This is a genomic window from Methylorubrum populi (genome assembly GCF_002355515.1).
In the GTDB taxonomy this organism is placed as follows: Bacteria; Pseudomonadota; Alphaproteobacteria; order Rhizobiales; family Beijerinckiaceae; genus Methylobacterium; species Methylobacterium populi_A.
This window is the reverse complement of the sequence record NZ_AP014809.1, coordinates 3,777,422-3,798,361: the sequence shown is the minus strand read 5'-3', so window position 1 is coordinate 3,798,361 and position 20,940 is coordinate 3,777,422. Positions and strand designations below refer to the sequence as shown.

Annotated in this window: 21 protein-coding genes; 9 read left to right on the top strand and 12 right to left on the bottom strand. The window is 70.3% G+C overall.

Annotation, left to right across the window (positions count from 1 at the left end; translation table 11 throughout):
* Positions 1 to 2: 2 nt before the first annotated feature.
* Positions 3 to 428 (bottom strand): alternative ribosome rescue aminoacyl-tRNA hydrolase ArfB, encoded by a 426-nt coding sequence (gene arfB / locus MPPM_RS17560; protein WP_017486475.1) that lies wholly within the window; start codon positions 426 to 428, stop codon positions 3 to 5.
* Positions 429 to 459: 31 nt separating this feature from the next.
* Positions 460 to 738 carry a BolA family protein gene (locus MPPM_RS17555; RefSeq protein ID WP_096486162.1) on the bottom strand — a complete coding sequence of 93 codons (279 nt, stop codon included), beginning with the start codon at positions 736 to 738 and terminating at the stop codon, positions 460 to 462.
* Positions 739 to 904: 166 nt separating this feature from the next.
* Here MPPM_RS17555 and MPPM_RS17550 point away from each other — a divergent pair, with 166 nt between their 5' ends.
* From MPPM_RS17550 to MPPM_RS17535, 4 genes are all read left to right on the top strand, one after another.
* Positions 905 to 1,618, top strand: a complete 714-nt coding sequence (locus tag MPPM_RS17550) for a J domain-containing protein (RefSeq protein WP_096486161.1) — start codon at positions 905 to 907, stop codon at positions 1,616 to 1,618.
* 443 nt (positions 1,619 to 2,061) lie between these two features.
* Complete coding sequence (gene cobS, locus MPPM_RS17545) at positions 2,062 to 3,045, top strand: cobaltochelatase subunit CobS (protein ID WP_096486160.1); 984 nt, start codon at positions 2,062 to 2,064, stop codon at positions 3,043 to 3,045.
* 138 nt (positions 3,046 to 3,183) lie between these two features.
* Positions 3,184 to 5,094: a cobaltochelatase subunit CobT gene (cobT, locus tag MPPM_RS17540; protein ID WP_096486159.1), complete on the top strand. Its 1,911-nt coding sequence runs from the start codon at positions 3,184 to 3,186 to the stop codon at positions 5,092 to 5,094.
* A gap of 91 nt (positions 5,095 to 5,185) precedes the next feature.
* Positions 5,186 to 5,599 (top strand): DUF4260 domain-containing protein, encoded by a 414-nt coding sequence (locus tag MPPM_RS17535; protein WP_096486158.1) that lies wholly within the window; start codon positions 5,186 to 5,188, stop codon positions 5,597 to 5,599.
* A 40-nt stretch (positions 5,600 to 5,639) separates the two neighbouring features.
* On the opposite strand, the gene MPPM_RS29220 is transcribed toward MPPM_RS17535, so the two are convergent.
* Both MPPM_RS29220 and MPPM_RS17525 read right to left on the bottom strand, forming a co-directional pair.
* The gene (locus MPPM_RS29220) at positions 5,640 to 5,765 is read right to left on the bottom strand and encodes a hypothetical protein (RefSeq protein ID WP_280176332.1); all 126 of its coding nucleotides are present in this window, start codon (positions 5,763 to 5,765) and stop codon (positions 5,640 to 5,642) included.
* A gap of 179 nt (positions 5,766 to 5,944) precedes the next feature.
* Positions 5,945 to 6,871: a transporter substrate-binding domain-containing protein gene (locus MPPM_RS17525; protein ID WP_096486156.1), complete on the bottom strand. Its 927-nt coding sequence runs from the start codon at positions 6,869 to 6,871 to the stop codon at positions 5,945 to 5,947.
* A gap of 120 nt (positions 6,872 to 6,991) precedes the next feature.
* Here MPPM_RS17525 and MPPM_RS17520 point away from each other — a divergent pair, with 120 nt between their 5' ends.
* The gene (locus MPPM_RS17520) at positions 6,992 to 8,848 is read left to right on the top strand and encodes a glycosyltransferase family 2 protein (protein ID WP_096487898.1); all 1,857 of its coding nucleotides are present in this window, start codon (positions 6,992 to 6,994) and stop codon (positions 8,846 to 8,848) included.
* Here the strand turns inward: MPPM_RS17520 and MPPM_RS17515 are convergent.
* The 3 genes from MPPM_RS17515 to MPPM_RS17505 all read right to left on the bottom strand — a co-directional run bounded on the left by MPPM_RS17515 (position 8,799) and on the right by MPPM_RS17505 (position 14,049).
* Entirely contained in the window at positions 8,799 to 9,392 is a 594-nt protein-coding gene (locus MPPM_RS17515; RefSeq protein WP_096486155.1) for an SCO family protein, read from the bottom strand. The two genes, MPPM_RS17520 and MPPM_RS17515, sit on opposite strands and share 50 nt — an antisense overlap.
* A gap of 323 nt (positions 9,393 to 9,715) precedes the next feature.
* Positions 9,716 to 11,173, bottom strand: a complete 1,458-nt coding sequence (gene cysG, locus MPPM_RS17510; protein WP_096486154.1) for a siroheme synthase CysG — start codon at positions 11,171 to 11,173, stop codon at positions 9,716 to 9,718.
* A 188-nt stretch (positions 11,174 to 11,361) separates the two neighbouring features.
* A complete protein-coding gene (locus tag MPPM_RS17505; protein ID WP_096486153.1) occupies positions 11,362 to 14,049 on the bottom strand; it encodes a nitrate reductase in 2,688 nt (895 codons plus the stop codon).
* Positions 14,050 to 14,281: 232 nt separating this feature from the next.
* Between MPPM_RS17505 and MPPM_RS17500 the strand changes: the two genes are divergently transcribed.
* Positions 14,282 to 14,722, top strand: a complete 441-nt coding sequence (locus tag MPPM_RS17500; protein ID WP_096486152.1) for a DUF779 domain-containing protein — start codon at positions 14,282 to 14,284, stop codon at positions 14,720 to 14,722.
* Between the two features lie 77 nt (positions 14,723 to 14,799).
* On the opposite strand, the gene egtD is transcribed toward MPPM_RS17500, so the two are convergent.
* Together egtD and egtB are read right to left on the bottom strand one after the other, a co-directional pair.
* Complete coding sequence (gene egtD / locus MPPM_RS17495) at positions 14,800 to 15,777, bottom strand: L-histidine N(alpha)-methyltransferase (protein ID WP_096486151.1); 978 nt, start codon at positions 15,775 to 15,777, stop codon at positions 14,800 to 14,802.
* Positions 15,778 to 15,821: 44 nt separating this feature from the next.
* Complete coding sequence (egtB, locus tag MPPM_RS17490; RefSeq protein WP_096486150.1) at positions 15,822 to 17,084, bottom strand: ergothioneine biosynthesis protein EgtB; 1,263 nt, start codon at positions 17,082 to 17,084, stop codon at positions 15,822 to 15,824.
* Between the two features lie 208 nt (positions 17,085 to 17,292).
* Between egtB and murI the strand changes: the two genes are divergently transcribed.
* Positions 17,293 to 18,168 (top strand): glutamate racemase, encoded by an 876-nt coding sequence (murI, locus tag MPPM_RS17485; RefSeq protein WP_096486149.1) that lies wholly within the window; start codon positions 17,293 to 17,295, stop codon positions 18,166 to 18,168.
* Positions 18,169 to 18,177: 9 nt separating this feature from the next.
* Here murI and MPPM_RS17480 read toward each other — a convergent pair whose 3' ends face one another.
* The gene (locus MPPM_RS17480) at positions 18,178 to 18,735 is read right to left on the bottom strand and encodes a metallophosphoesterase family protein (RefSeq protein WP_096486148.1); all 558 of its coding nucleotides are present in this window, start codon (positions 18,733 to 18,735) and stop codon (positions 18,178 to 18,180) included.
* 283 nt (positions 18,736 to 19,018) lie between these two features.
* Here MPPM_RS17480 and MPPM_RS17475 point away from each other — a divergent pair, with 283 nt between their 5' ends.
* Positions 19,019 to 19,219 carry a hypothetical protein gene (locus tag MPPM_RS17475; protein ID WP_096486147.1) on the top strand — a complete coding sequence of 67 codons (201 nt, stop codon included), beginning with the start codon at positions 19,019 to 19,021 and terminating at the stop codon, positions 19,217 to 19,219.
* Positions 19,216 to 19,413 (top strand): hypothetical protein, encoded by a 198-nt coding sequence (locus tag MPPM_RS17470; RefSeq protein WP_096486146.1) that lies wholly within the window; start codon positions 19,216 to 19,218, stop codon positions 19,411 to 19,413. Before MPPM_RS17475 ends, MPPM_RS17470 begins: the two co-directional genes overlap by 4 nt.
* Before the next feature lie 46 nt (positions 19,414 to 19,459).
* Here MPPM_RS17470 and MPPM_RS17465 read toward each other — a convergent pair whose 3' ends face one another.
* Both MPPM_RS17465 and MPPM_RS17460 read right to left on the bottom strand, forming a co-directional pair.
* Complete coding sequence (locus MPPM_RS17465) at positions 19,460 to 19,804, bottom strand: diacylglycerol kinase (protein WP_096486145.1); 345 nt, start codon at positions 19,802 to 19,804, stop codon at positions 19,460 to 19,462.
* Complete coding sequence (locus MPPM_RS17460; protein ID WP_096486144.1) at positions 19,801 to 20,868, bottom strand: AbrB family transcriptional regulator; 1,068 nt, start codon at positions 20,866 to 20,868, stop codon at positions 19,801 to 19,803. The genes MPPM_RS17465 and MPPM_RS17460 overlap by 4 nt, the downstream gene beginning before the upstream one ends.
* Positions 20,869 to 20,940: the final 72 nt, after the last annotated feature.

Here is a 20,940-nt window from a genome sequence, read left to right as displayed (position 1 = left end):
TCTCATCCGTCGTCACCCGGGCCGCCGCGCAGCCGCTTGACGCTGCTGCGGCGGCTCTTTTCGTCGAGGCGCCGCTTCTTCGAGGCCAGGGTCGGCCGGGTGGCGCGGCGCGGCGTCGGCGGCACCGCCGCTTCCGCGACCATCGCCGCGAGCCGCTCGCGGGCATCCGCCCGGTTGCGCTCCTGCGTGCGAAAGCGCTGGGCGGTGATGACGAGCACACCCTCCCCCGTCAGGCGTCGGCCGGCGAGCCGCATCAGCCGCACCGCCACCGCATCCGGCAGGCTGCGCGAGCGGCGCACGTCGAAGCGCAGCTGCACGGCGGTCGAGAGCTTGTTGACGTTCTGTCCGCCCGGGCCCGAGGCGCGCACGAAGCTCTCCTCGATCTCGGCCTCGTCGATCTCGATCTGCGGCGTGCAGCGGAGCGCCACGGCGGTCGACCTTTCCGTCCGGCGTTCCGCCTCAACCCGCCTCGCCCGGCGTGCGGGCCCGCACCGCCAGGGCGTGCAGCCCGCGCTTAAAAGCATCGTCGAGGAGTCCGTTGACGAGCCTGTGGCGCTCGACCCGGCTCTTCCCCTCGAATGCCGACGAGACGACATCGAGCCGGAAATGGGTCTCACCCTCCGGCCGGGCACCGGCATGGCCGGCGTGCAGGTGCGACTCGTCGATCACCTCCAGCGCGGTCGGCGCCAGCTCGGCCTCGAGCCGCCCGGCGATCGAGTCCTTCAGGGTCCCGGTCATCGTTTCCTCGCTGTTTCCCCGCCGCGCGAAGCGGCGCTTCGGACGTGTCGCGGACCTGCCGGACCGGCCCGATCCGGACATAAAAGCGTCAACCCCGGATCGATGCATGCGGCATCAGGCCCGACGGCCTTGTGTCGGCGCGTCCGCCCCTCATAATCGGCCCGTCATGGATCTCAACTCGCCGCTGTTCGACCGCATCCGCATCAAGCCGACCTGTGACGATCCCAAGCAGGGAGCGAAGGCGGGAACGCGGGCCGGTGCGCGGACGGATGCCAGCGCCGGCGCGGCCACGACCGAGGCCGCCTGCGAGGCCGTGGGCTGCACCCATCCCGGCCTCTACCGCGCCCCCAAGGGCCGCAAGCAGGAGGGGCAATACTGGCGCTTCTGCATCGATCACGTGCGCGCCTACAACGCGTCCTACAACTACTTCGACGGCATGAACGACGCCGCGGTCGAGGCCTACCAGAAGGACGCGATGATCGGCCACCGGCCGACCTGGTCGATGGGCGTGAACCCGGCGGCCGGCGGCGAGGGCAAGGGCGACAAGGGCGGCGCCAAGGGTACGAAGCCCGAGGCCGAGCGCGACTGGGCCTATGCCGACCCGCTCGGCATCCTGCGGGCCAACGGCCTCGGCGGCGGTGCGAACCGGCGGCAGGCGGCGCCCGAGCCGCAGCGGCCGCGCCACTCGGCGGCGGTGCGCAAGGCGCTCGACGTGATGGGGCTCGACGAGAACGCCGATACGGCGGCGATCAAGGCGCAGTACAAGACGCTGGTGAAGCGCTTCCACCCGGATGCCAACGGAGGCGATCGCTCGTTCGAGGACCGCCTGCGCGACATCATCCGCGCCCACGACGTGCTGCGCGCCGCCGGGATGTGCTGAGCAGGGGCTGAGCGCGGCGCGACCGCTCCGGCCGCTCGCGACGGGGGATCTCCGCGAGGAAAATCCCGGCCAACATCCCGGGCAACGGGCATCCCGGCTGGCCGGACCGCCGCTGCCGGTGATGTTGGCACAGGGGATGCAGACCCGCGATGCGCCCGAAATGCACCGAGTGCCGGCCTGTCAGGCGGTGCCCGGGGCAGCAAATGTCCGTGCGTGCCCTATATTGTTGGAATACCGCTTCCACGCGAAGCGGGAATCCCGGATGAACCGTCCATCGGTCCGATCCCTCTTTCTGGCTGAGCCCCCTTGGCGATGCCGAGGGGCGGCGATTAAGGAAGGCATCCGCCCGCTTCCGGTCGGGCTGCCCGGCAGGTGAGTTGACGACGAAGATGCGCGGTCGCGCGGGCTCAGGCACGCTTCCGGCCGCCCCGATGAGGTTCCGTATGCTGTCTGACGATACGCCCGCTTCCCTGCCCGACCGCCAGATTTCCGTCCGCGAGGTCTTCGGCATCGACCTTGATCTCAAGGTGCCGGCCTTCTCCGAGACCGACGAGCACGTGCCGGATCTCGACCCGGACTACATCTTCGACCGCGAGACGACGCTCTCGATCCTGGCCGGCTTCGCCCGCAACCGCCGCGTCATGGTCACCGGCTATCACGGCACCGGCAAGTCGACGCATATCGAGCAGGTAGCGGCGCGGCTGAACTGGCCCTGCATCCGGATCAACCTCGACAGCCACGTCTCGCGCATCGATCTCGTCGGCAAGGACGCCATCGTCCTGCAGGACGGCAAGCAGATTACCGCCTTCCAGGACGGCATCCTGCCCTGGGCGCTGCAGAACAACGTCGCCCTCGTCTTCGACGAGTACGATGCCGGCCGCCCCGACGTGATGTTCGTGATCCAGCGCGTTCTGGAGGTCTCCGGCCGCCTGACGCTGCTCGATCAGAAGCGCGTCATCCGACCGCATCCGGCCTTCCGCCTGTTCGCAACCGCCAACACGGTCGGACTCGGCGACACCTCCGGCCTCTATCACGGCACCCAGCAGATCAACCAGGGCCAGATGGACCGCTGGTCGATCGTGACCACGCTGAACTACCTGCCGCACGACCGCGAGGTCGACATCGTGCTCTCGAAGGCGCCGCACTACCAGAGCGAGAGCGGGCGCGACACGGTCAACCGGATGGTGCGGGTGGCCGACCTCACCCGCAATGCCTTCATGAACGGCGACCTCTCGACCGTGATGAGCCCGCGCACCGTCATCACCTGGGCCGAGAACTCCGACATCTTCCGCGATATCGGCTTCGCCTTCCGGGTGACCTTCCTCAACAAGTGCGACGAGCTGGAGCGGCCCCTGGTGGCCGAGTTCTACCAGCGCGCCTTCGGCAAGGAGCTGCCCGAGAGCGCGCTCAACGTCGCGCTGAGCTGATCGGACGTCCGTCCCCGCGCTGCGCTCGCGGCGGGGACGGCGCCCGCACCTCCGGGATCGAGGCGATGCGCCGGCCGAGCCCTTGAACTCGATCCGGTCGCGTCCGCGAAGACATGGCCGCGAAGACATGGCGAAGAGATGGCTCTGACCAACCGCCCCAAGACCGGTGATCGCAAGGAACCCGGTGCCGAGCCTCTGAAGCGCTCGGTGGCCGGCTGCCTGCGCGCCATCGCCAAGCGGCCGGATATCGAGGTCACCTATGCCAGCGACCGGCCGGCGCTGATCGGCGACAAGGCGCGGCTGCCGGAGCCGACGCGGCGGCTCACCGCCGAGGACGCGGCGATCCTGCGCGGGCACTCCGACTCGATGGCGCTGCGCCTCGGCTGTCACGACACCAGCGTCCACCGTCGGCTCGCCCCCGACAATTCCGCGGCCCGTGCGGTCTACGATGCGGTCGAGCAGGCCCGCGTCGAGGCGATCGGCTCGCGCCGGCTGGAGGGCGTCGCCGCCAACATCACCGCGATGCTTGAGGACCGCTACCACCGCGGCGGCAAGTACGAGAACATCACCGACCGCGCCGACGCGCCGATGGAGGATGCCGTCGCGCTGATGGTGCGCGAGCGCCTGACCGGTCAGAAGCCGCCGCCCGCCGCCGCCCGGATCGTCGATCTGTGGCGCGAGCACATCGAGGCGCGCGCCGGCAAGAACCTCGACGGCCTGCTCGGCTCGATCGAGAACCAGCGCAGCTTCGCCCGCTCGGTGCGCGACCTGCTCTCCTCCCTCGACATGGCCGACGAGTCGCCCCTCGATCAGGACGACGAGAGCGACGAGGACGAGAACCAGGCCCAGGACGACGAGCAGCAGCCGAGCGAGGGCGAGGCCGAGGAGCAGTCGCAGGGCGACCGCGCCGAGATCGAGGTGACCGACGAGGCCACCGATGAACTCGACGAGGGGGCCACCGAATCCGCCGACGCGCCCTCCGGCGAATTGCCGGAGGAGGCCGAGGACGCGGAATCGGAGGAGGCCTCCGAATCCTGGCGCCCGCCGAGCCAGCGCGGCAACGAGCGCACGGGGCCCGACTATAAGGTCTACAACCCGCGCTTCGACGAGATCGTCGAGGCCGAGGAGCTGTGCGACGCCGAGGAGCTGACGCGCCTGCGCAGCTATCTCGACAAGCAGCTCGCCCATCTCCAGGGCGTCGTCGGCCGCCTTGCCAACCGCCTGCAGCGCCGGCTGCTGGCGCAGCAGAGCCGTGCCTGGGACTTCGACCTCGAGGAGGGCCAGCTCGATCCGGCTCGGCTGGTGCGCGTCGTCACCGATCCGTTTCAGCCGCTCTCCTTCAAGCAGGAGAAGGACACCAATTTCCGCGACACGGTGGTGACGCTGCTGCTCGACAATTCCGGGTCGATGCGCGGACGCCCGATCACGGTCGCGGCGACCTGCGCCGACATCCTCGCGCGCACGCTGGAGCGTTGCGGCGTGAAGGTCGAGATCCTCGGCTTCACCACCCGTGCCTGGAAGGGCGGCCAGTCCCGCGAGGCGTGGCTCGCCAGCGGCAAGCCGCCCAATCCGGGCCGCCTGAACGACCTGCGCCACATCATCTACAAGAGCGCCGACGCGCCCTGGCGGCGGGCGCGTAAAAATCTCGGGCTGATGATGCGCGAGGGGCTCCTGAAGGAGAACATCGACGGCGAGGCGCTCGATTGGGCCCACAAGCGCCTGCTGGCGCGGCCCGAACAGCGGCGCATCCTGATGGTGATCTCCGACGGCGCGCCGGTCGACGACTCGACGCTCTCGGTCAATCCCGGCAACTATCTGGAGCGCCACCTGCGCTACATGATCGAGGAGATCGAGACCCGCTCGCCGGTCGAGCTGCTCGCTATCGGCATCGGCCACGACGTGACGCGCTATTACCGCCGCGCCGTGACGATCATCGACGCCGAGGAACTCGGCGGCGCGATGACGGAAAAGCTCGCCGAGCTGTTCGAGGAGGATGCCGGCCTGTCCCGCGGAGGTGGCGGGATGCGGCGGGTGGCCGGACGGCGCTGAGGGATAGCGGTTGAGGTCGGGCACGATCGGCAGGCGTCCCGTGCCGTCCGATGATCCCGCGGGGTCGGTTCCGTCGAGCGAGGATCGTGCGATGTCGGGTGGTGACGTGCGCGGAGCGCCGCGCTTGCTCCTGAGGATCGAGGGGGCGGCCTTACTGGTCTGCGCCCTCGCCGGCTATTCGTGGCTGGGGCAATCCTGGTGGCTGTTGGCAGCCCTTATCCTACTGCCCGATATCAGCATGATCGCTTACCTCGCTGGCCCTCGGATCGGTGCGGCGAGCTACAACGCAGCCCATACGAGCGTGGCACCGTTCCTGTTGCTGGCCGCCTCTATGGCGATCGGAAGTCACGCGGTCGCCGGTCTGGCTCTCATCTGGCTGGCCCATATCGGCCTCGACCGCGCCCTGGGGTATGGGCTGAAATACGCCAGCGGCTTCGGCAATACCCATCTCGGTCCGCTCGGGAGAGCGGGCGAAAAGTCCGGGGGGCGGGTCTGCCGGGTTTGACCTGCGCGGCGGGAGGCCAGCGCGTGTCGAGGCGAGACCGCTATTTCTTGTGATCCGACGCTTCCGCCTCGATGCGCGCCAGAATCATTCGCCCCTCGTAGCCGTCGTAGCCGCCGCTATAGGTGAAGCGGTTGAGCGCGAGTTGCTGCCGTCTCTCCGAGGTCAACTCGCTTCCCTGATGGGACCGGTGTGCGCTCCTGACCTGCCGCCGCCCCTTCACGGGGGTTGTGCTGTACGGCTTCGGCATTCAGGCGCTCCTTTCGATCCTGCGTTCGAGCCCGGTTTCGGTTCTCAGATCTAGGGCATTGGAACCGCTTCGCGACATTAGCCCTGATAAGGTTCGCCTCAGAACGGACTGACCGGAAAAAACCGTAGATAAAGCTCGGCGTATTTCCCGTCGTCCCAGACCCGCTGCAACGCGTCGTCGAGGGCGCGGGCCAGCGCCGCGTCCTCGGTGCGGGTGACGAAGCCGATGCCCTCACCGAAATAGCGGTTTTCCAGGTAGTCGCCGCCGGAATAGGCGCAGCACCCCTCCGCCTCCTGGCCGTTGAGCCAGAGCGCGAGGCTCAGTCCGTCGGCGAACAGGTATTCGACCTCGCCGCGCTTGAGGGCGCTCTCGGCCGCCGACAGGTCGGTGAACGTCTTGCGGGTGGCCTTGGGAAAGAAGGCTTTGAGATAGGCCTCGTGGGCACTGCCCTCCACGACGCCGACGCTCCGCCCGGCGAGCGCGGCCGCTGAGGGGGCGGGCGCGTTGCGGTCCGTGGGGGTGATGAAGCGGGCGGGCCAGCGGAAATAGGGCCGCGTCGCCAGGAAGCGCGCGCGCAGGCCCGCATTCACGGGAATGGCGGCGGCCACCACATCGCCCTGCTTGTCGGCGAGCGCGTCGAGCAGGGTGTCGAAGCGGCGCGCCTGCACCGTGCAGGTGATCGTCAGCCGCTCGCAGACTGCGCGGGCGAGCTCCACGGCAAAGCCCGTCGGCGTGCCGTCCGGCCCCGCGAAATGCAGCGGCGGGAACTCGTCGTCGGTCATGAAGCGCACCGCCCGACCGGTTTGCGGTGCCTCGACGCGCTCGCCGCGCGCACGCGGGTTCCAGAAGTTCGGGATGGTGACCGAAGGAGCAGGATTCGAGACCGATGCTTGTTGTGCCTGTGCAACACCGATTAACAAAAGGTAAACGAGCAGGCCGGCAGCGCACCACAACCGGTGATGGCGGATTGACGCCATGGTTGCGCGAGCGGAGCAATACACGCCGACGGAGAGGTTCTGGCCCATGCCTCTCCCTAGCACGGCGCGGGCTTGCAGGGAGCCGTTCCCCTGTCCGACCTCGCCCGCCGTTGGAGCAGCCGGGCCGCTGCGCTCCCCCCGGAAATCGGCTTCCTCGCCGCGGAAGGCGTGCCCCTCGACACCCTGAGCCGGGCCGCCGTCATCGCCCGCCGCTGCGGAGCCGACGCGGCGACCACCCTCCTCAACGAGGGATTCGTCTCCGAGGAGGTGTTCTATCGCGCGCTCGCCCGCCGGCTCGGAGCGCCTTTTCTTCAGGGATCCCTGGCGCTGGCGGAGGACGTCTCCCGGTCGCGCTGCTTCGCGGCCGGTGCGGCGCCGCTCGCGTGCGGCGAGGGGACCGGAGGCGTCGTGGCTGCACCGCGCGGGGCTGCGGTCGCCCGCCTGATCGCCGCGTCGGACCGGATGGCGCAGCCACCGGCCATCACGACACCCAACGCCCTGAGGCAGGCCCTGTTCGCCCGCCACGGAGCGGCCATCGCCGACGACGCCTCCGAGACCCTGCGACGCCTGCATCCCGAATGGTCCTGCCGGCCGGGTCCGCAGGCGCTGGATCTCGCGCTGATCGGAACGATCCTCGCCCTCGTCGTCCTGGTGGCGCGACTGCCGACGCTGTCGGGCTTCCTGCTGCTGCTCCTCGTCCAGGGTCTGATGCTCGCCCTTCTGACCTTCCGGCTCGCGGCGGCGGCGATGGGCGCCGCCGACATGGTGAGCCGCCGAGCGTCCGCGCCGCCGCCCGTGCTCCTGACCGACGATGCACTTCCGACCTACACGATCCTCGTCGCGCTCTACCGGGAGGCCGCGGTGGTGCCGCGGTTGCTCGGGACCCTGCGCCGGCTCGACTACCCGGCCGCCAAGCTCGACATCAAGTTTCTCCTGGAAGCCGACGACCGCGAGACCGCGGCGGCCCTCCAGGCTGTTCCGCTTCCCGCCCGTTTCGAGATCCTGATCGTGCCGGCGGGGATGCCGCGCACCAAGCCGCGGGCGCTGAACGCGGCTCTGCCGCTCGCCCGCGGCGAGCACCTCGTGGTCTACGATGCGGAGGACGTGATCGCCTCCGAACAGCTGCGCCTCGCGGCGACCCTGTTTGCCCGCGCGCCGGCCTCGACCGCCTGCCTCCAGGGCCGCCTCGTCATCGACAATCACGGCGACGGCTGGCTGCCGCGCCTGTTCGCCATCGAGTATGCGGCGCTGTTCGACGTGCTCGGTCCTGCTCTGTCCGCGTGGCGGATGCCGACGCCGCTCGGCGGCACATCGACCCATTTCCGCACGCGCGTCCTGCGGGCGCTGCACGGTTGGGATGCATGGAACGTCACCGAGGATGCCGATCTCGGCCTGCGCATGGCACGGGCGGGCTACCATGTCGGCGACCTGCCGAGCGCGACCTTCGAGGAGGCGCTGGCCGATCCGCGCAAGTGGCTGCGGCAGCGCACCCGCTGGATGAAGGGCTTTCTGCAGACGAGCTTCACCCACGGGCGGCGTCCGCTCGACCTGTACCGACACCTCGGCGCGGCGGAGAGCCTGTGCGTGCTAGCGCTTCTGCCCGGGACCGTCGTCTCGGCGCTGTTCTACCCGTTCATGCTGCTCGGCGGCATCGCCGACCTCCTCCCGGTGCCCGATACCGAGACCGAGGACCCGCTGGCCGTCTTCAAGCGCGCGGCCTCCGTGACGGTGTTCCTCGGCGGACTCGCAGCGATGTGCCTGCCCGGCCTTGTCGGCTGTCTGCGCCGCGGCTGGTTCGACCTCGTCCCGCTGGTTGCGCTCCTGCCGCTCTATTTCCTGCTCGGTAGCCTCGCGGCTTGGCTCGCTGTGTTCGAACTCGCCCGGCATCCGCACCGCTGGAACAAGACCGAACACGGGCTGGCCCGCACCTCCCGCACCGGGGCGCTCGGGCGGCGTCCATCGGGTCAAGCCGCGGTCAGATCCGCTTCGCCAGCTCCGCTGCCGTCTCCGTCGCCGGCCGGTTGAGGTTGACCGCGCCGACGAAGCCGTTGCGCGCGTCCATCAGGTAGACGAGCGCGGTGTGCTCCATCGTGTAGTCGCCGCCTTGGCTCGGCACCTTCTTGGCATAGGCGCGGAAGGTCTTGATCGCCGCCGCGACCTGTTCCGGGCTGCCGGTGAGGCCGGTGATGCGCGGATCGAAGCTCGACAGGTAGGTCTTGAGCGAGTCGGGCGTGTCGCGCTCGGGATCGACGCTGACGAAGGCGACCCTCAGCGTGTCGGCCTTGGGCCCGAGCGCTGCCAGCACGTCGCTGATCTGCTGCAGCGTGGTCGGGCAGACGTCGGGGCAGTGCGTGAAGCCGAAGAACATCAGGTAGGGCTTGCCCGCGAAGTCGCGCTCGCTGAGCGTCGTCCCGTTCTGGTTCACCAGGGTGAAGGGCCCGCCGACACCGCTCGGACCGCTCTGCGGATGCTGCGGCACCAGCGTCATCACGAGCGCGATGGAGATCGCCACGAGACCCGCGACGAAGGCGGCGAGCGGCAGGAGGACGCTGCGGGACGGACGACGCATGGGGCTCTCGAAGGCGTAACGGTCGAAGCGGCCCAGGGGGCGACAGCCTGAAGTATCGGGGCGCAGCCTCTCACATCACAGAGGGTGGGCGCGGTGCAACCCCGCGAGACGCCGCAAGCGCTTGGCCTTGCGGGCGGGATGCGGAGCCTGGTTAACGGGATAGCCGTCCCGGATGCGGCGCGGCTTCCGGGACCGGGCGATCGCTCTTCGCAAGCACCGATCGGCGAGCCCGGACGCCCCGTACGAACGCGACCATGCGCCGGACCACGCCTGGCGGAGAGGTTCCGGGTTCCGTTGCGCGGTCCCGGAAGGCGGTCGGAGGCTCAGGAGGCCTCTGCCCGGACCGCCTCGGCCACGTCGGCGCCGCGGGCATTGTGCCGGCGCAGAGCCTCGCCGATCATCAGCAGCGCGGGCCCTTCGAGGGCCGAGGCCTCGATCCGCCCGGCGAGGTCGGCGGCGGTGCCGGCGATCGTGGCCTGCTTCGCGCGCGTCGCGTTGAACACGACGAGGGCCGGCGTCTCGGGCGCGAGGCCTTCCGCGACCGCCCGATCCAGCAGCGCGCGCAGCGTGCGCTTGGGCATGTAGACAACGGTCGTGACGCTCCGGTCGGCGAGCGCGCCCCAGTTCAGATCCTCGGGCAGCGCCCCGCGGCGGTCGTGGCCGGTGACGAATTGCAGGCGCCGGGCCGCGTCGCGGTGGGTCAGGGAGACCCCGAGCGCCGCTGCCGCACCCTGCGCCGCGCTGACGCCGGGGACGATGGTGCAGGGAATGCCCGCCGCCTCGCAGGCCTCGATCTCCTCGCCCGCCCGGCCGAAGACCAGCGGGTCGCCGGATTTGAGGCGCACCACCTGCTTGCCGGACTTCGCCAGCGAGACCATCAGCGCGTTGATGTCGTCCTGGCGGCAGGAGGGGCCGTGGCCGGTCTTGCCCACCAGCATGGTGCGGGCTTCGCGGCGGGCGTAGTCGAGGATCTCAGGGGCGACGAGGTCGTCGTAGAGGATGACGTCGGCATTGCGCAGGGCCCGAAGCGCCTTCAGCGTCAGCAGCTCCGCGTCGCCCGGCCCGGCGCCGACCAGGGTGACGGCGCCGCCCATGGGCAGCGCCTCGGCCTGACCCATCAGGTCGGCGAGGTCGGCCTCCGTTGGCGTGCGGTCGGGCTCGGCGAAGGCGCGGTCGGTGAAGCGCTCCCAGAAGCCGCGCCGCTCGGAGAAGCCGTGGAAGCGGGCCGAGACCGCCTCGCGCCAGTCGCGGGCGGCGGCGACCCAGTGCTTGAAGCCGCGGGGCAGCATCGCCTCGATGCGCGCCCGCACGGTCTGGCCGAAGACCGGGGCGGCGCCCTCGGTCGAGATGCCGACGACGAGCGGCGAGCGGTTGACGATGGCGCCGAACTTCACGTCGCACAGGTGCGGTCGGTCGACGGCGTTGACGATGGCGCCCGCCGCGCGCGCCGCCGCGACGAAGGCGACGCAATCCGCCTCGTCCTCCATGGCGCCGATGGCGAAGGCGGCACCCTGGAGATCCTCCGGGGTCCAGCCTCGCGCGTGCAGCGTGACCGATCCGGCGGCGATCTCGGCGGGCACGCCGCGCAACTCCTCGCTCGGATCCTGCGCATAGACATCGACCCGGGCGCCGGCGGCGGCGAGCAGCTTCACCTTCCAGGGCGCGCCGCCATTGGAGCCGGCGAGCACGGCCCGCTTGTCCTGGAGCGGCACGAACACGGGCAGCACCGCCAGCGGCTCGAGGCCGGCGCGGGTTTCGCGGGGTTGGCGGGGCGTGCTCATGGTGTTTTTTCGTGCGACTCGACGCGTGGTTCCACCCCGCCTCTCCTCATCCTGAGGTGCCGGAGCGTAGCGGAAGCCTCGAGGGAGGGCTTCAGATGCCGCTCCGCTCTCTGGAACCCTCCTTCGAGGCTGCCTTGCAGCACCTCAGGATGAGGGCGAGAGTGGGACGGAGAAAGAGAAAAGTGCCCCTACGCGGCGCTGCGCGCAAGCGCCGGCGACAGAAGCTTGCGGATCTCGGGGATGCACGAGCCGCAATTCGTTCCCGCCTTGCAGGCCGCGCCCACCGCCTCGACCGAGCCGGCCCCGGCGGAGATCGCCGCGTTGATGACATCGAGCCCGACGCCGTGGCAGGCACAGACCACCGGACCGGCCGAGGCCGTCGCCGCCCGGCCCGAGAGCAGGGCACGCCGGTCGATGGCCTCGATGTCGGGGCTGGCGAAGACCCCCTTGGCGATCTCCCAGTCCGGCCGCCGGTCGCCCGGCGCGACGCTGAGCGCGGCGATGAGGCGATCCCCGCGATAGACGGCGCAGCGGTACAGCCCGCGGGCGTGATCGACGTACTCGGCCAGTTCGTGGCCGGGGAACAGGCCGCGCACGGACAGCGCCATCTCCCGCGAGCCCTCCTGGGTCGCGAAGAGCAGCCCCGAACCGCCCTGCACGGTTGCCCGCGCCCACCACCAGCCGGCAGGAGCCGCCTGGGCGTCCCGCGTCAGCAGATAGCCGCGGGAGCGGTAGGCCACCGCCTCGATGGAAGCCGGTGTCGCCTTCAATTCGGGCTGGCCCGAGACCGGATCGGTGATGCCGCGGGCAAGCGCCGCCGCGCGCCCGTCCGAGGCGGTCATGTCGCTCCAGTGCATCGGCGCGAAGATCGAGCCCGGCAGAACGCCGTCGGTCACCATGACTTCGAGGATCGTGCTGCCGAGATCGGTCGCGACGCGGGCGAAGCCCCCGTCGCTCAAGTGATAGCGGGCCGCGTCGTCGGGATGGACCTCGACGAAGGGCACGGCGCGGTGGGCGGAGAGGCGCTGGCTTTTGCCCGTGCGGGTCATGGTGTGCCAGTGGTCGCGAATGCGGCCGGTGTTGAGCACGAGCGGGCGCTCGGCGGTCACGGGCTGCGCCAGGGCCGGCGGCTGCACCGCGACGAAGCGGGCGCGCCGGTCGAAGGTGTAGAAGCGCCCGTCGGCGAAGAGCCGGGCGCGGCCCTTCTTCGCGTCCGGTCCGCGCTTCGGCACCGGCCACTGCATCGGCAGATGGGCGTCGTAGGCGCGCTCGCTCATCTCGGCGAGGCCGCCGAGGTCGAAGTCGCGGGTGCCCTCGTTCTCGAAAGCCGAGAGCGCGGCGTGCTCGCGGAAGATCTCGGCGGCCGAACCGTAGGCGAAGGCCTCGCCGTGGCCGAGGCGGCGGGCGACGTCGCACAGGATCGCCCAATCGGCCCGCGCCTGCCCCGGCGCCTTCAGGAAGGCGCGCTGGCGCGAGATGCGGCGCTCGGAATTGGTCACGGTGCCGTCCTTCTCGCCCCAGGCGAGCGCCGGCAGCAGCACGGTCTTCTTGCCCGTGGCGCGGGCGCTGTCGCTGGTCGCGACCGCTTCCGAGACGACGTAGAGGTCGAGGCCCTTGATCGCCTCGCGGATGCGGTCGGCCCGCGGCATTGAGACGAGCGGGTTGGTGCCGATCACCCAGAGCGCCTTGATCTTCCCCCGCTCGATCGCCTCGAACAGCGCGACCGCCTTCATCCCTTCGCCGGTGATGATGTTGGGCGCCTTCCAGAAGCGGCGCACCCGGTCCACCTCCTCGGGGGCGAAGTGCATGTGGGCGGCGAGCATGTTGGCCAAGCCCCCGACCTCGCGCCCGCCCATGGCGTTGGGCTGGCCGGTAAGCGAGAGCGGACCCATGCCGGGCTGGCCGATCCGCCCAGTGGCGAGATGGCAGTTGATGATGGCGTTGCCCTTGTCGGTGCCCTGGGCCGATTGGTTCGCCCCCTGGCTGAAGGCGGTGACGACCCGCTTCGTGCGGGCGAACAGCTCGAAGAAGGCCTGCACGTCGGCCTCCGCGAGGCCCGTGGCGCGGGCGGTGGCGGCGATGTCCGGCGCGATCTGCCGGGCGCGCTCCAGGGCGCCCTCGAAGCCGGCGGTGTGCTCCTCGATGAAGCGCCCGTCGAGCTTGGTTTGACCGGCCAGATACGAGAGCAGGCCGGAGAACAGGGCCGTGTCGGTGCCGGGCTGGAGGCCGAGGTGGAGGTCGGCCTCCTCGCCGGTCTGGGTGCGGCGGGGATCGACGGTGACGATCCGCGTGCCGCGGGTCTTGCGGGCATCGGCCATGCGGCGGAACAGGATCGGATGGCACCAGGCGGCATTGGAGCCGACCAGCACAATCAGGTCGGCCTCGTCGAGATCCTCGTAGCAGCCGGGCACCGTGTCAGAGCCGAAGGCGCGGCGGTGGGCGGCGACCGCCGAGGACATGCAAAGCCGCGAGTTGGTGTCGACGTGCGGCGTGCCCAGAAAGCCCTTCGCCAGCTTGTTGGCGACGTAATAGTCCTCCGTCAGGATCTGGCCCGAGAGGTAGAAGGCGATCGCGTCCGGCCCGTGTTGCTCGGCGATCCGCCTCAGGCCGCCGGCCACGGCGCCCAGCGCGCTTTCCCAGCTCGCGGCCTGCCCGTCCACGGTCGGGTCGAGCAGCCGGTCGCCGAGATCGACCGTCTCGCCGAGCGCCGAGCCCTTCGAGCAGAGGCGGCCGAAATTCGCCGGGTGGTCGGGATCGCCCGCGATCGCGACGCCGCCCTGCCCGTCCGGCGTCGCGAGCACGCCGCAGCCGACGCCGCAATAGGGGCAGGTCGTCTTCACTGCAGGCGCAGCGAGATCGGAGGCGGGCTGAGACATTACGAATCCTCGACGGATTTTTTTCGTCACGGGGACGTTTCGTCAGGGGTCGCAAAAGTCGGGCCGGCCGTTTTTGCACCACCTCAGGGTGGCCAAAAGGCCGAGCCGTTTCAGGCGGTTCGGCCGGGCTCGGTCTGCTATCCTCCGGTTAGCCTCGGAGGCGCTTTGGCCGCGTGGACATCCGCCGGTCCAGCCTCAGATAACCGAACGAGACCGTCCAGGGAGGAACGTCATGAGCGAGACCGCGAGCACCGTCGCCGAGCAAGTCGAGCCCGTCACCGCCGAGCAGGCGGACAATGCCGGCACGCCGCTGCGGGTGACCGCGACACCTGCGGCGCTGGAACTGATCGAGGAGCTCAAGGCGGAGCACGGCCCGGTGATGTTCCACCAGTCCGGCGGCTGCTGCGACGGTTCCTCGCCGATGTGCTACCCCGTGGGCGATTTCATCGTCAGCGACGGCGACGTGCATCTGGGCCGGGTCGGCGGCGCGGATTTCTTCATCTCGCGCTCGCAGTTCGAGGTCTGGAAGCACACCCACATCATGCTCGACGTGGTGCCCGGCCGAGGCGGCATGTTCTCCCTGGAGAACGGCCGCGAGAAGCGCTTCCACATCCGCTCGCGGCTGTTCACCAGCGCCGAGAACGAGGCGCTGGCGGGGGCCTGCCGATTATAGGCGTCCGCCTTCGGCACACCCGACTTCCGCGGGGCGTGCCGGATCCCGGCCCGACCGTTCGGGAAGGGGCGGCAGGGTCATTCCGAGCGGCGCAGGGCGTGGACCGAGAACAGTCCGTTCGCATCGGTCCAGGCCTCCACCGACACCCAGCCGGCGCGGGCCGCGAGCGCTCTGAATCCGTCGAGCGTGTACTTGTAGCTGTTCTCGGTGTGGATCGATTCGCCCTCCGCGAACGCGAAGCTGCGCCCGGCCACGCGCACGGTCTGCGCCCGGCGGCTGACGAGATGCATCTCGATCCGCGAGGCCGCCTCGTTGAAGAAGGCCCGATGCGCGAAGGCTTCGAGGCCGATCTCGCCGTCGAGTTCGCGGTTGATGCGGGCCAGCAGGTTCAGGTTGAACGCCGCCGTGACCCCGGCCGCGTCGTCGTAGGCCGCTTCCAACACCGACCGGTCCTTCACGAGGTCGACGCCGAGTACCAGCGTCGCGCCCGCGCCGAGGATGCGGCCGAACACCTCGAGGAGGCGCGCGGCCTCGCCGGGCTCGAAATTGCCGATGGTCGAGCCGGGAAAGAAGCCGGCGAGCGCCCGGCCCTCGAAGTCCTTCGGCAGCGTGAACGGCCGGGTGAAATCGGCGACCACCGGCTCGACGGCGAGGTCGGGGAAGTCGCCGCGCAGCGCCTCCGCCTGCCCGCGCAGGAATTCGCCCGAGACGTCGACCGGGAGATAGGCCGAAAGCCCCGGCAGGTGCCGCAGCAGACGCCGCAGCTTGGCGGTCGAGCCGCTGCCGAATTCGACGAGGGCGGCCCCCTCCGGCAGCAGCGCGGCGATCTCGGGACCGCGCGCGTCGAGAATGCCGAGTTCCGTCCGGGTCGGGTAGTATTCCGGCAGGACGGTGATCTGCTCGAACAGGGCGGAGCCGGCCGCATCGTAGAAATACTTGGCCGGCAGCGCCTTCGGCTTCGCGCCGAGCCCGCTCCAGACATCGGCCAGGAACAGGCCGTTCTCCGTGATCGGCTCGGCGGGACTGGTTTCCTTCAGGCGGGGATCGATCGTCAAAGGCGTTCTCCGAGGCGGCGGATTGATCGAAGCGGGACGGGCGATCAGGGGCGCGCGTCGGCGAGGCGCAGGCCGGTGAACTGCCAGCGCTGGTGCGGGTAGAAGAAGTTGCGGTAGCCGGGCCGCGCGTGTCCGTCCGGCGTCGCCACAGAGGAGCCGCGCAGCACGTACTGGCTCGACATGAACTTGCCGTTGTACTCGCCGAGCGCCCCCGCCACCGGCCGGTAGCCCGGATAGGGTCCGTAGGCGCTGCGGGTCCATTGCCAGACGAGGCCGAAGGCGTCCTCGATCAGCCCGTCTCGGGCGGCGACCTCCCACTCCGCCTCCGTCGGCAGGTCGCGGCCGGCCCAGCGGGCATAGGCGTCGGCCTCGAAGTAGCTGACATGCGTCACGGGCTCCGACGGATCGACGGGTTTCCGGCCGGCGAGCGACATCATCGACCAATGGTCGGCGTCCCGGCGCCAGTAGCCCGGCGCCTCCCAGCCCTCGCGCTGGACGCAGAGCCAGCCCTCGTTGAGCCACAGCTCGGGCCGCGCGTAGCCGCCGTCCTCCATGAAGGCGAGCCAGTCGCGGTTCGTCACGAGGCCGCGATCAATGGCGCCGCCGAGCATCAGCACGTCGTGGCGCGGGCTCTCGTTGTCGAAGGCAAAGCCCTGGCCGGCATGGCCGATCTGAGTGATGCCTCTTTCGAGGGCAGCCTTGCCGGAGGCTGCCTGCGCCTTGGGCATCGTCCAGCCCGCCTCGTAGACCGGATCGAGCGGGTTCTGCGCGAAGGCGTGCAGGATGTCGGTGAACATCAACTCCTGATGCTGCTGCTCGTGGTAGAGCCCGATCTCCAGGATCGGCAGCACCCGCTCCAGCGCCTCGTCCGAGGTCTCGCGCAGCCATACCGTCACCGCGCGGTCGACATGGGCGCGGTAGGCGGCGGTCTCCGCCGCGGTCGGCCGGGTGATCATCCCGCGCAGGAAGCGCGGCTGCCGCGGCCCGGCCTGCACGTAGTAGGAATTGAAAAGGTAGTGCAGGCGCTCGTCGTAGATGGCGTAGCCCGGCAGGTGCTCGCGCAGCAGGAACTGCTCGAAGAACCACGTCGTATGCGCCCGGTGCCACTTGGTCGGGCTCGCATCCTCCATCGACTGGATCTGCTGGTCCTCCGGCGAGAGCGGGGCGGCGCGCCGCTCGGTCTCGTCGCGGACGGTTCGGAAGGCCGCGATCCAGGCGTCGCGGTCGATCGGGCGGGCCTCGAGCGGGGGCGGCGGGAAGGCCGCGCCGCTCTCAGGATGGGTGAGACGTGCTGCGCCGGCTGCCATTGCTGGAATCTCTTCCTCGGTTTCGTGCCGGAAATAGACGCCAAGTGTCGTATGACAACGCCGCGGCCCGTTAAGCTGTTCGTCGCACCCCTTGTCGCACCCGTCCCGAAGCGCGGCCTTTTTGCAGCCGCAGTGAGGTGTCCTTAACCGTCCGCGCCGGACACTCGCGCCCCGATTTTCGAGGATGCGCGAGCCCAGGGCGGCGGTCATGCGGATCGATCTGATGGCAGGGGCGACCCTTTCGGCGGCGGTGCCGGCGCAGAATGCGCAGCCGGTCATTCTCGTCTTCGATTCCGGCCTCGGCGGCCTGACGGTGCTGGAGCAGGTGCGCCGCGCCCGGCCGGACGCGGCCTACGTCTACGCGGCGGACGACGCGGCCTTTCCCTACGGCGCCCTCACCGAGGAGCGGCTGGTGGCGCGGGTGATCGCGGTGATGGAGCGTCTGCTGGCGTGCCACGCCCCCGACCTCGTGGTGATCGCCTGCAACACCGCCTCGACCCTGGTTCTGCCGGCCCTGCGCCAGCGCTTCGTCACGCCCTTCGTCGGGGTGGTGCCGCCGATCAAGCCGGCCGCGGCGCTGACCCGCACCCGCCTCGTCTCCCTGCTCGCAACCCCCGGCACGGTGGCGCGGGCCTATACCCACGACCTCGTCCGGAATTTCGCGGCACACTGCACCGTGACCCTGGTGGGCTCGAAGAACCTCGCGGGCTACGCCGAGGCCGAGATGGCCGGCGACCCGGTGTCGGACGCCGCGCTCCTGGCCGAGATCGCGCCCTGCTTCGTGGAGCAGGCGGACGGCCGGCGCACCGATGTGGTCTGCCTCTCCTGCACCCACTACCCGCTGCTGCTGCCCCGCTTCGAGCGCCTCGCCCCCTGGCCGGTCACCTGGATCGATCCGGCCCCGGCCATCGCACGCCGGGTGATCCAGCTTCTCGGCGAGATGCCGGAGCAGGCCTCCGAGGCGCCGCCCGCCCAGGCCGTGTTCACCGGCGGGGCCGGGCTCACGCCGGCGCTCGGCCGCTCGTTGGAGCGGCGGGGTCTCTTCGAGACGGTCGTCGAGTCGATGCCGCTTGCGGCGAACTGAGACGAACCGTCAGCGTTGCGCCCGCGGCGCGAGTTCCTCCGGCACCAGCGTCGCCGTATCCTGCCGGGCAATCGCCTCGCCGATCGTCACCGGCGAGAAATCCCAGGCATCGACGCCGACATCGCAGGAGCGGGTGGTGTCGGGCAGCGTGGCGTGGGTGTGGCCGTAGAGGTGCCGGGTCTCGCGCCACAACCCCGGCCAGGCACGGTGGGCGTAGTGGGCCAGGAACAACCGCCACGTCCGGCCCCCCTCATCCGTCATCGAAATCCGGGCGCTCTCCACCGGCGGCTCGGCCCAGGGCAGGTCGAGCACGCGGTTGCTGTCGTGGTTGCCGCGCACCAGCCGCTTGATGCCGTTCAGCTGCGCGAACACGGCGAGGCAGTGCTCGCGGCTCGCATGGGCCGCGAAGTCGCCGAGATGCCAGACCTCGTCCTCGGCTCCGACGCGCGCGTTCCAGCGGGCGATCAGCGCCGCGTCATGCGCCTCCACCGAGGCGAAGCCGCGTCGTCGACGCTCGACGAGATAGGCGTCGCCGAAATGCGTGTCGGCGATGAAGAAGGTAGCCATGCGTTCTTCACGAAGGTGTGAGACATGCCGGAGACCGGAGCGGGCGGATCGTCCGACCACTCGCCCGGTCTCGCCGCAGCCTCAACGCAGAGCACGCGGCCGTGATGCCTGCGGCGGGTCGTAACAGAAGGTATAATGATGCCGATTGACCGACCGTCCGTGTGCCACCGGATCGGCAATCGCGGCGGATGGTTCGGACGTTGCATCATTTTTCCGAGGACTCGTGGCCAAGTGTCACCCGGGTCGCTCGGTGCCTCTGCCCAAACGTGGTAGCGCGGCTGCCATGCCGGTCTGGACGAAAATCCTCATTGTCGTCGCCATTGCCGTGATCCTGACGGCTTGGGGGTGGATGCTGGACGTGAGTCTGTCCACCGCCCATGCTTGGCTCCTCGAAAGGATCGGTCATACGGGGATGCGGCTTCTGATCGGAGCCATGGTGTTCGCAGGGGCCTGGGCCCTTTGGAAAGAGACGGAGGATCGATGAGCCGCCTTCTCGCCGTCGCGCTTCTGGCGCTCGCTCTCTATCTCGGCGTGCTGGACTGCCTGATGAAGCTCAGTCTGTCGGCGGTGCATGCCTGGTTGGTCGACGCGATCGGTCGGACCGGCCTGTGGATCGTCATCGCCGCCACGCTGTTCGGCGGCAGCTGGGTCGTGTGGAGCGAGCAGGAAGACCGCTGAGCGCCGCTCGGCAGGATCATCCGGACATTCATCACGGCGCCTCGGTTCAGAAGCGGTCGATCACCGCCGCGCCCCAGACCAGGGCGGCGATGACCTGGGTCATGAACGCGCCCGCCGAGGCGAGGTCCTTCACGATCCCGATCCGGTCGTGCCGGCCGGGGTGGAGGTGGTCGCACAGCTTCTCGATGGCGGTGTTGAGGAGTTCCGCGCCGAGCATCAGGAGCAGGCTGGCGATGAGCGCCACCCGAACCCACAGGCCGCCGCCGAGAACGAGCGCCACGGGCAAGCCGAGCACCAGCAGGGCGAGTTCGAGCCGCACCGCCCGCTCTGTGCGCCCGCCGTGGACGAGGCCGCGCCAGGAATTCAGGAAGGCGAGGTAGAGCGCGATCACGGAGCCTCTCCCGGAGCCTCTTCCGGGACCGCGCGGGCGATCCATCTGGCGAGGATCGGACCGGTCGCCAGCACCACGAACAGGCGCAGGGTCTGCACCGCGAGCACGAAGGAGACGTCGGCCTTCGAGCCCACGGCGATGATCGCCACCGAATCGAGCCCGCCGGGACTGGTGGCCAGGAAGGCGGTCAGGAAATCGATCGGCAGCCAGTAGGTCAGCGCCCAGGCCCATATCCCGCAGAGCAGGATGATCGCGCTCGTCGCAGCCAGCACGCCCGGCAGCGCGTGGAGCGTCTCGTCCAGGGTGCGCCGGTTGAAGCGCAGTCCGACATACCAGCCGATCGCCGCATAGGCGGCGTCGAGAACCGGGCCGGGCAAGGCGATGTCGAGGATTCCGGCAGCGTGCAGGCTGGCCCCGAGCAGCATCGGACCGACCAGGGGCGCGGAAGGCAGCCGCAGCAGGCTCGCGAGGCCGAACCCGACCGCTGCGACCGCGGAAGTGGCCGCGAGACCGGACCAGCTCCACGATTCCGCGGCGGGAGCGACGCCGGCCGGGCCCGACATGTCGGCGAGGAGGCGCGCGGCGAGCGAGGCCGAGAGCACCACGGCGGCGACGCGCACATACTGCATGAACGCCACGAGCCGCGGATCGGCACCGTAATCCTCGGCCATCGCCACCATGGCGGCGGCCCCGCCCGGCGAGGAGCCCCAGGCCGCGGTCGTGCCGGGCAGGACCCGCAGCCGCGTCAGGGCCAGCCCGGTCAGCGCACCGGCCACCACCGTCACGCCGACGACGGCGAGGATGATGAGGCCGTCCTCGCGCAGGGTCGCGGCGATCTCGGTGGTCGCGGACCGGGCGACGAGGCAGCCGATCACCGCCTGGGCGGCCAGGAAGAGCGGGCGCGGCAGCGACAGCCCGGCACCGCGCACGCCGAAGATGATCGCGGCCAGCATCGGCCCGAGCAGAAGGGCGGCGGGGAAATGCGCGCGGCTCAGGCCGTAGGCGAGAGCGGCCGAGACGGCGAGGAGCGCCGTCCAGCGCAGGAGAGTGCGGGTCTCGGGCACGGGCGTCGATGCAGGAAGCTGCGCGACACGATCCGCGCGGGGCCCGCGCTACACGCTCTCGCCCGACCTGTC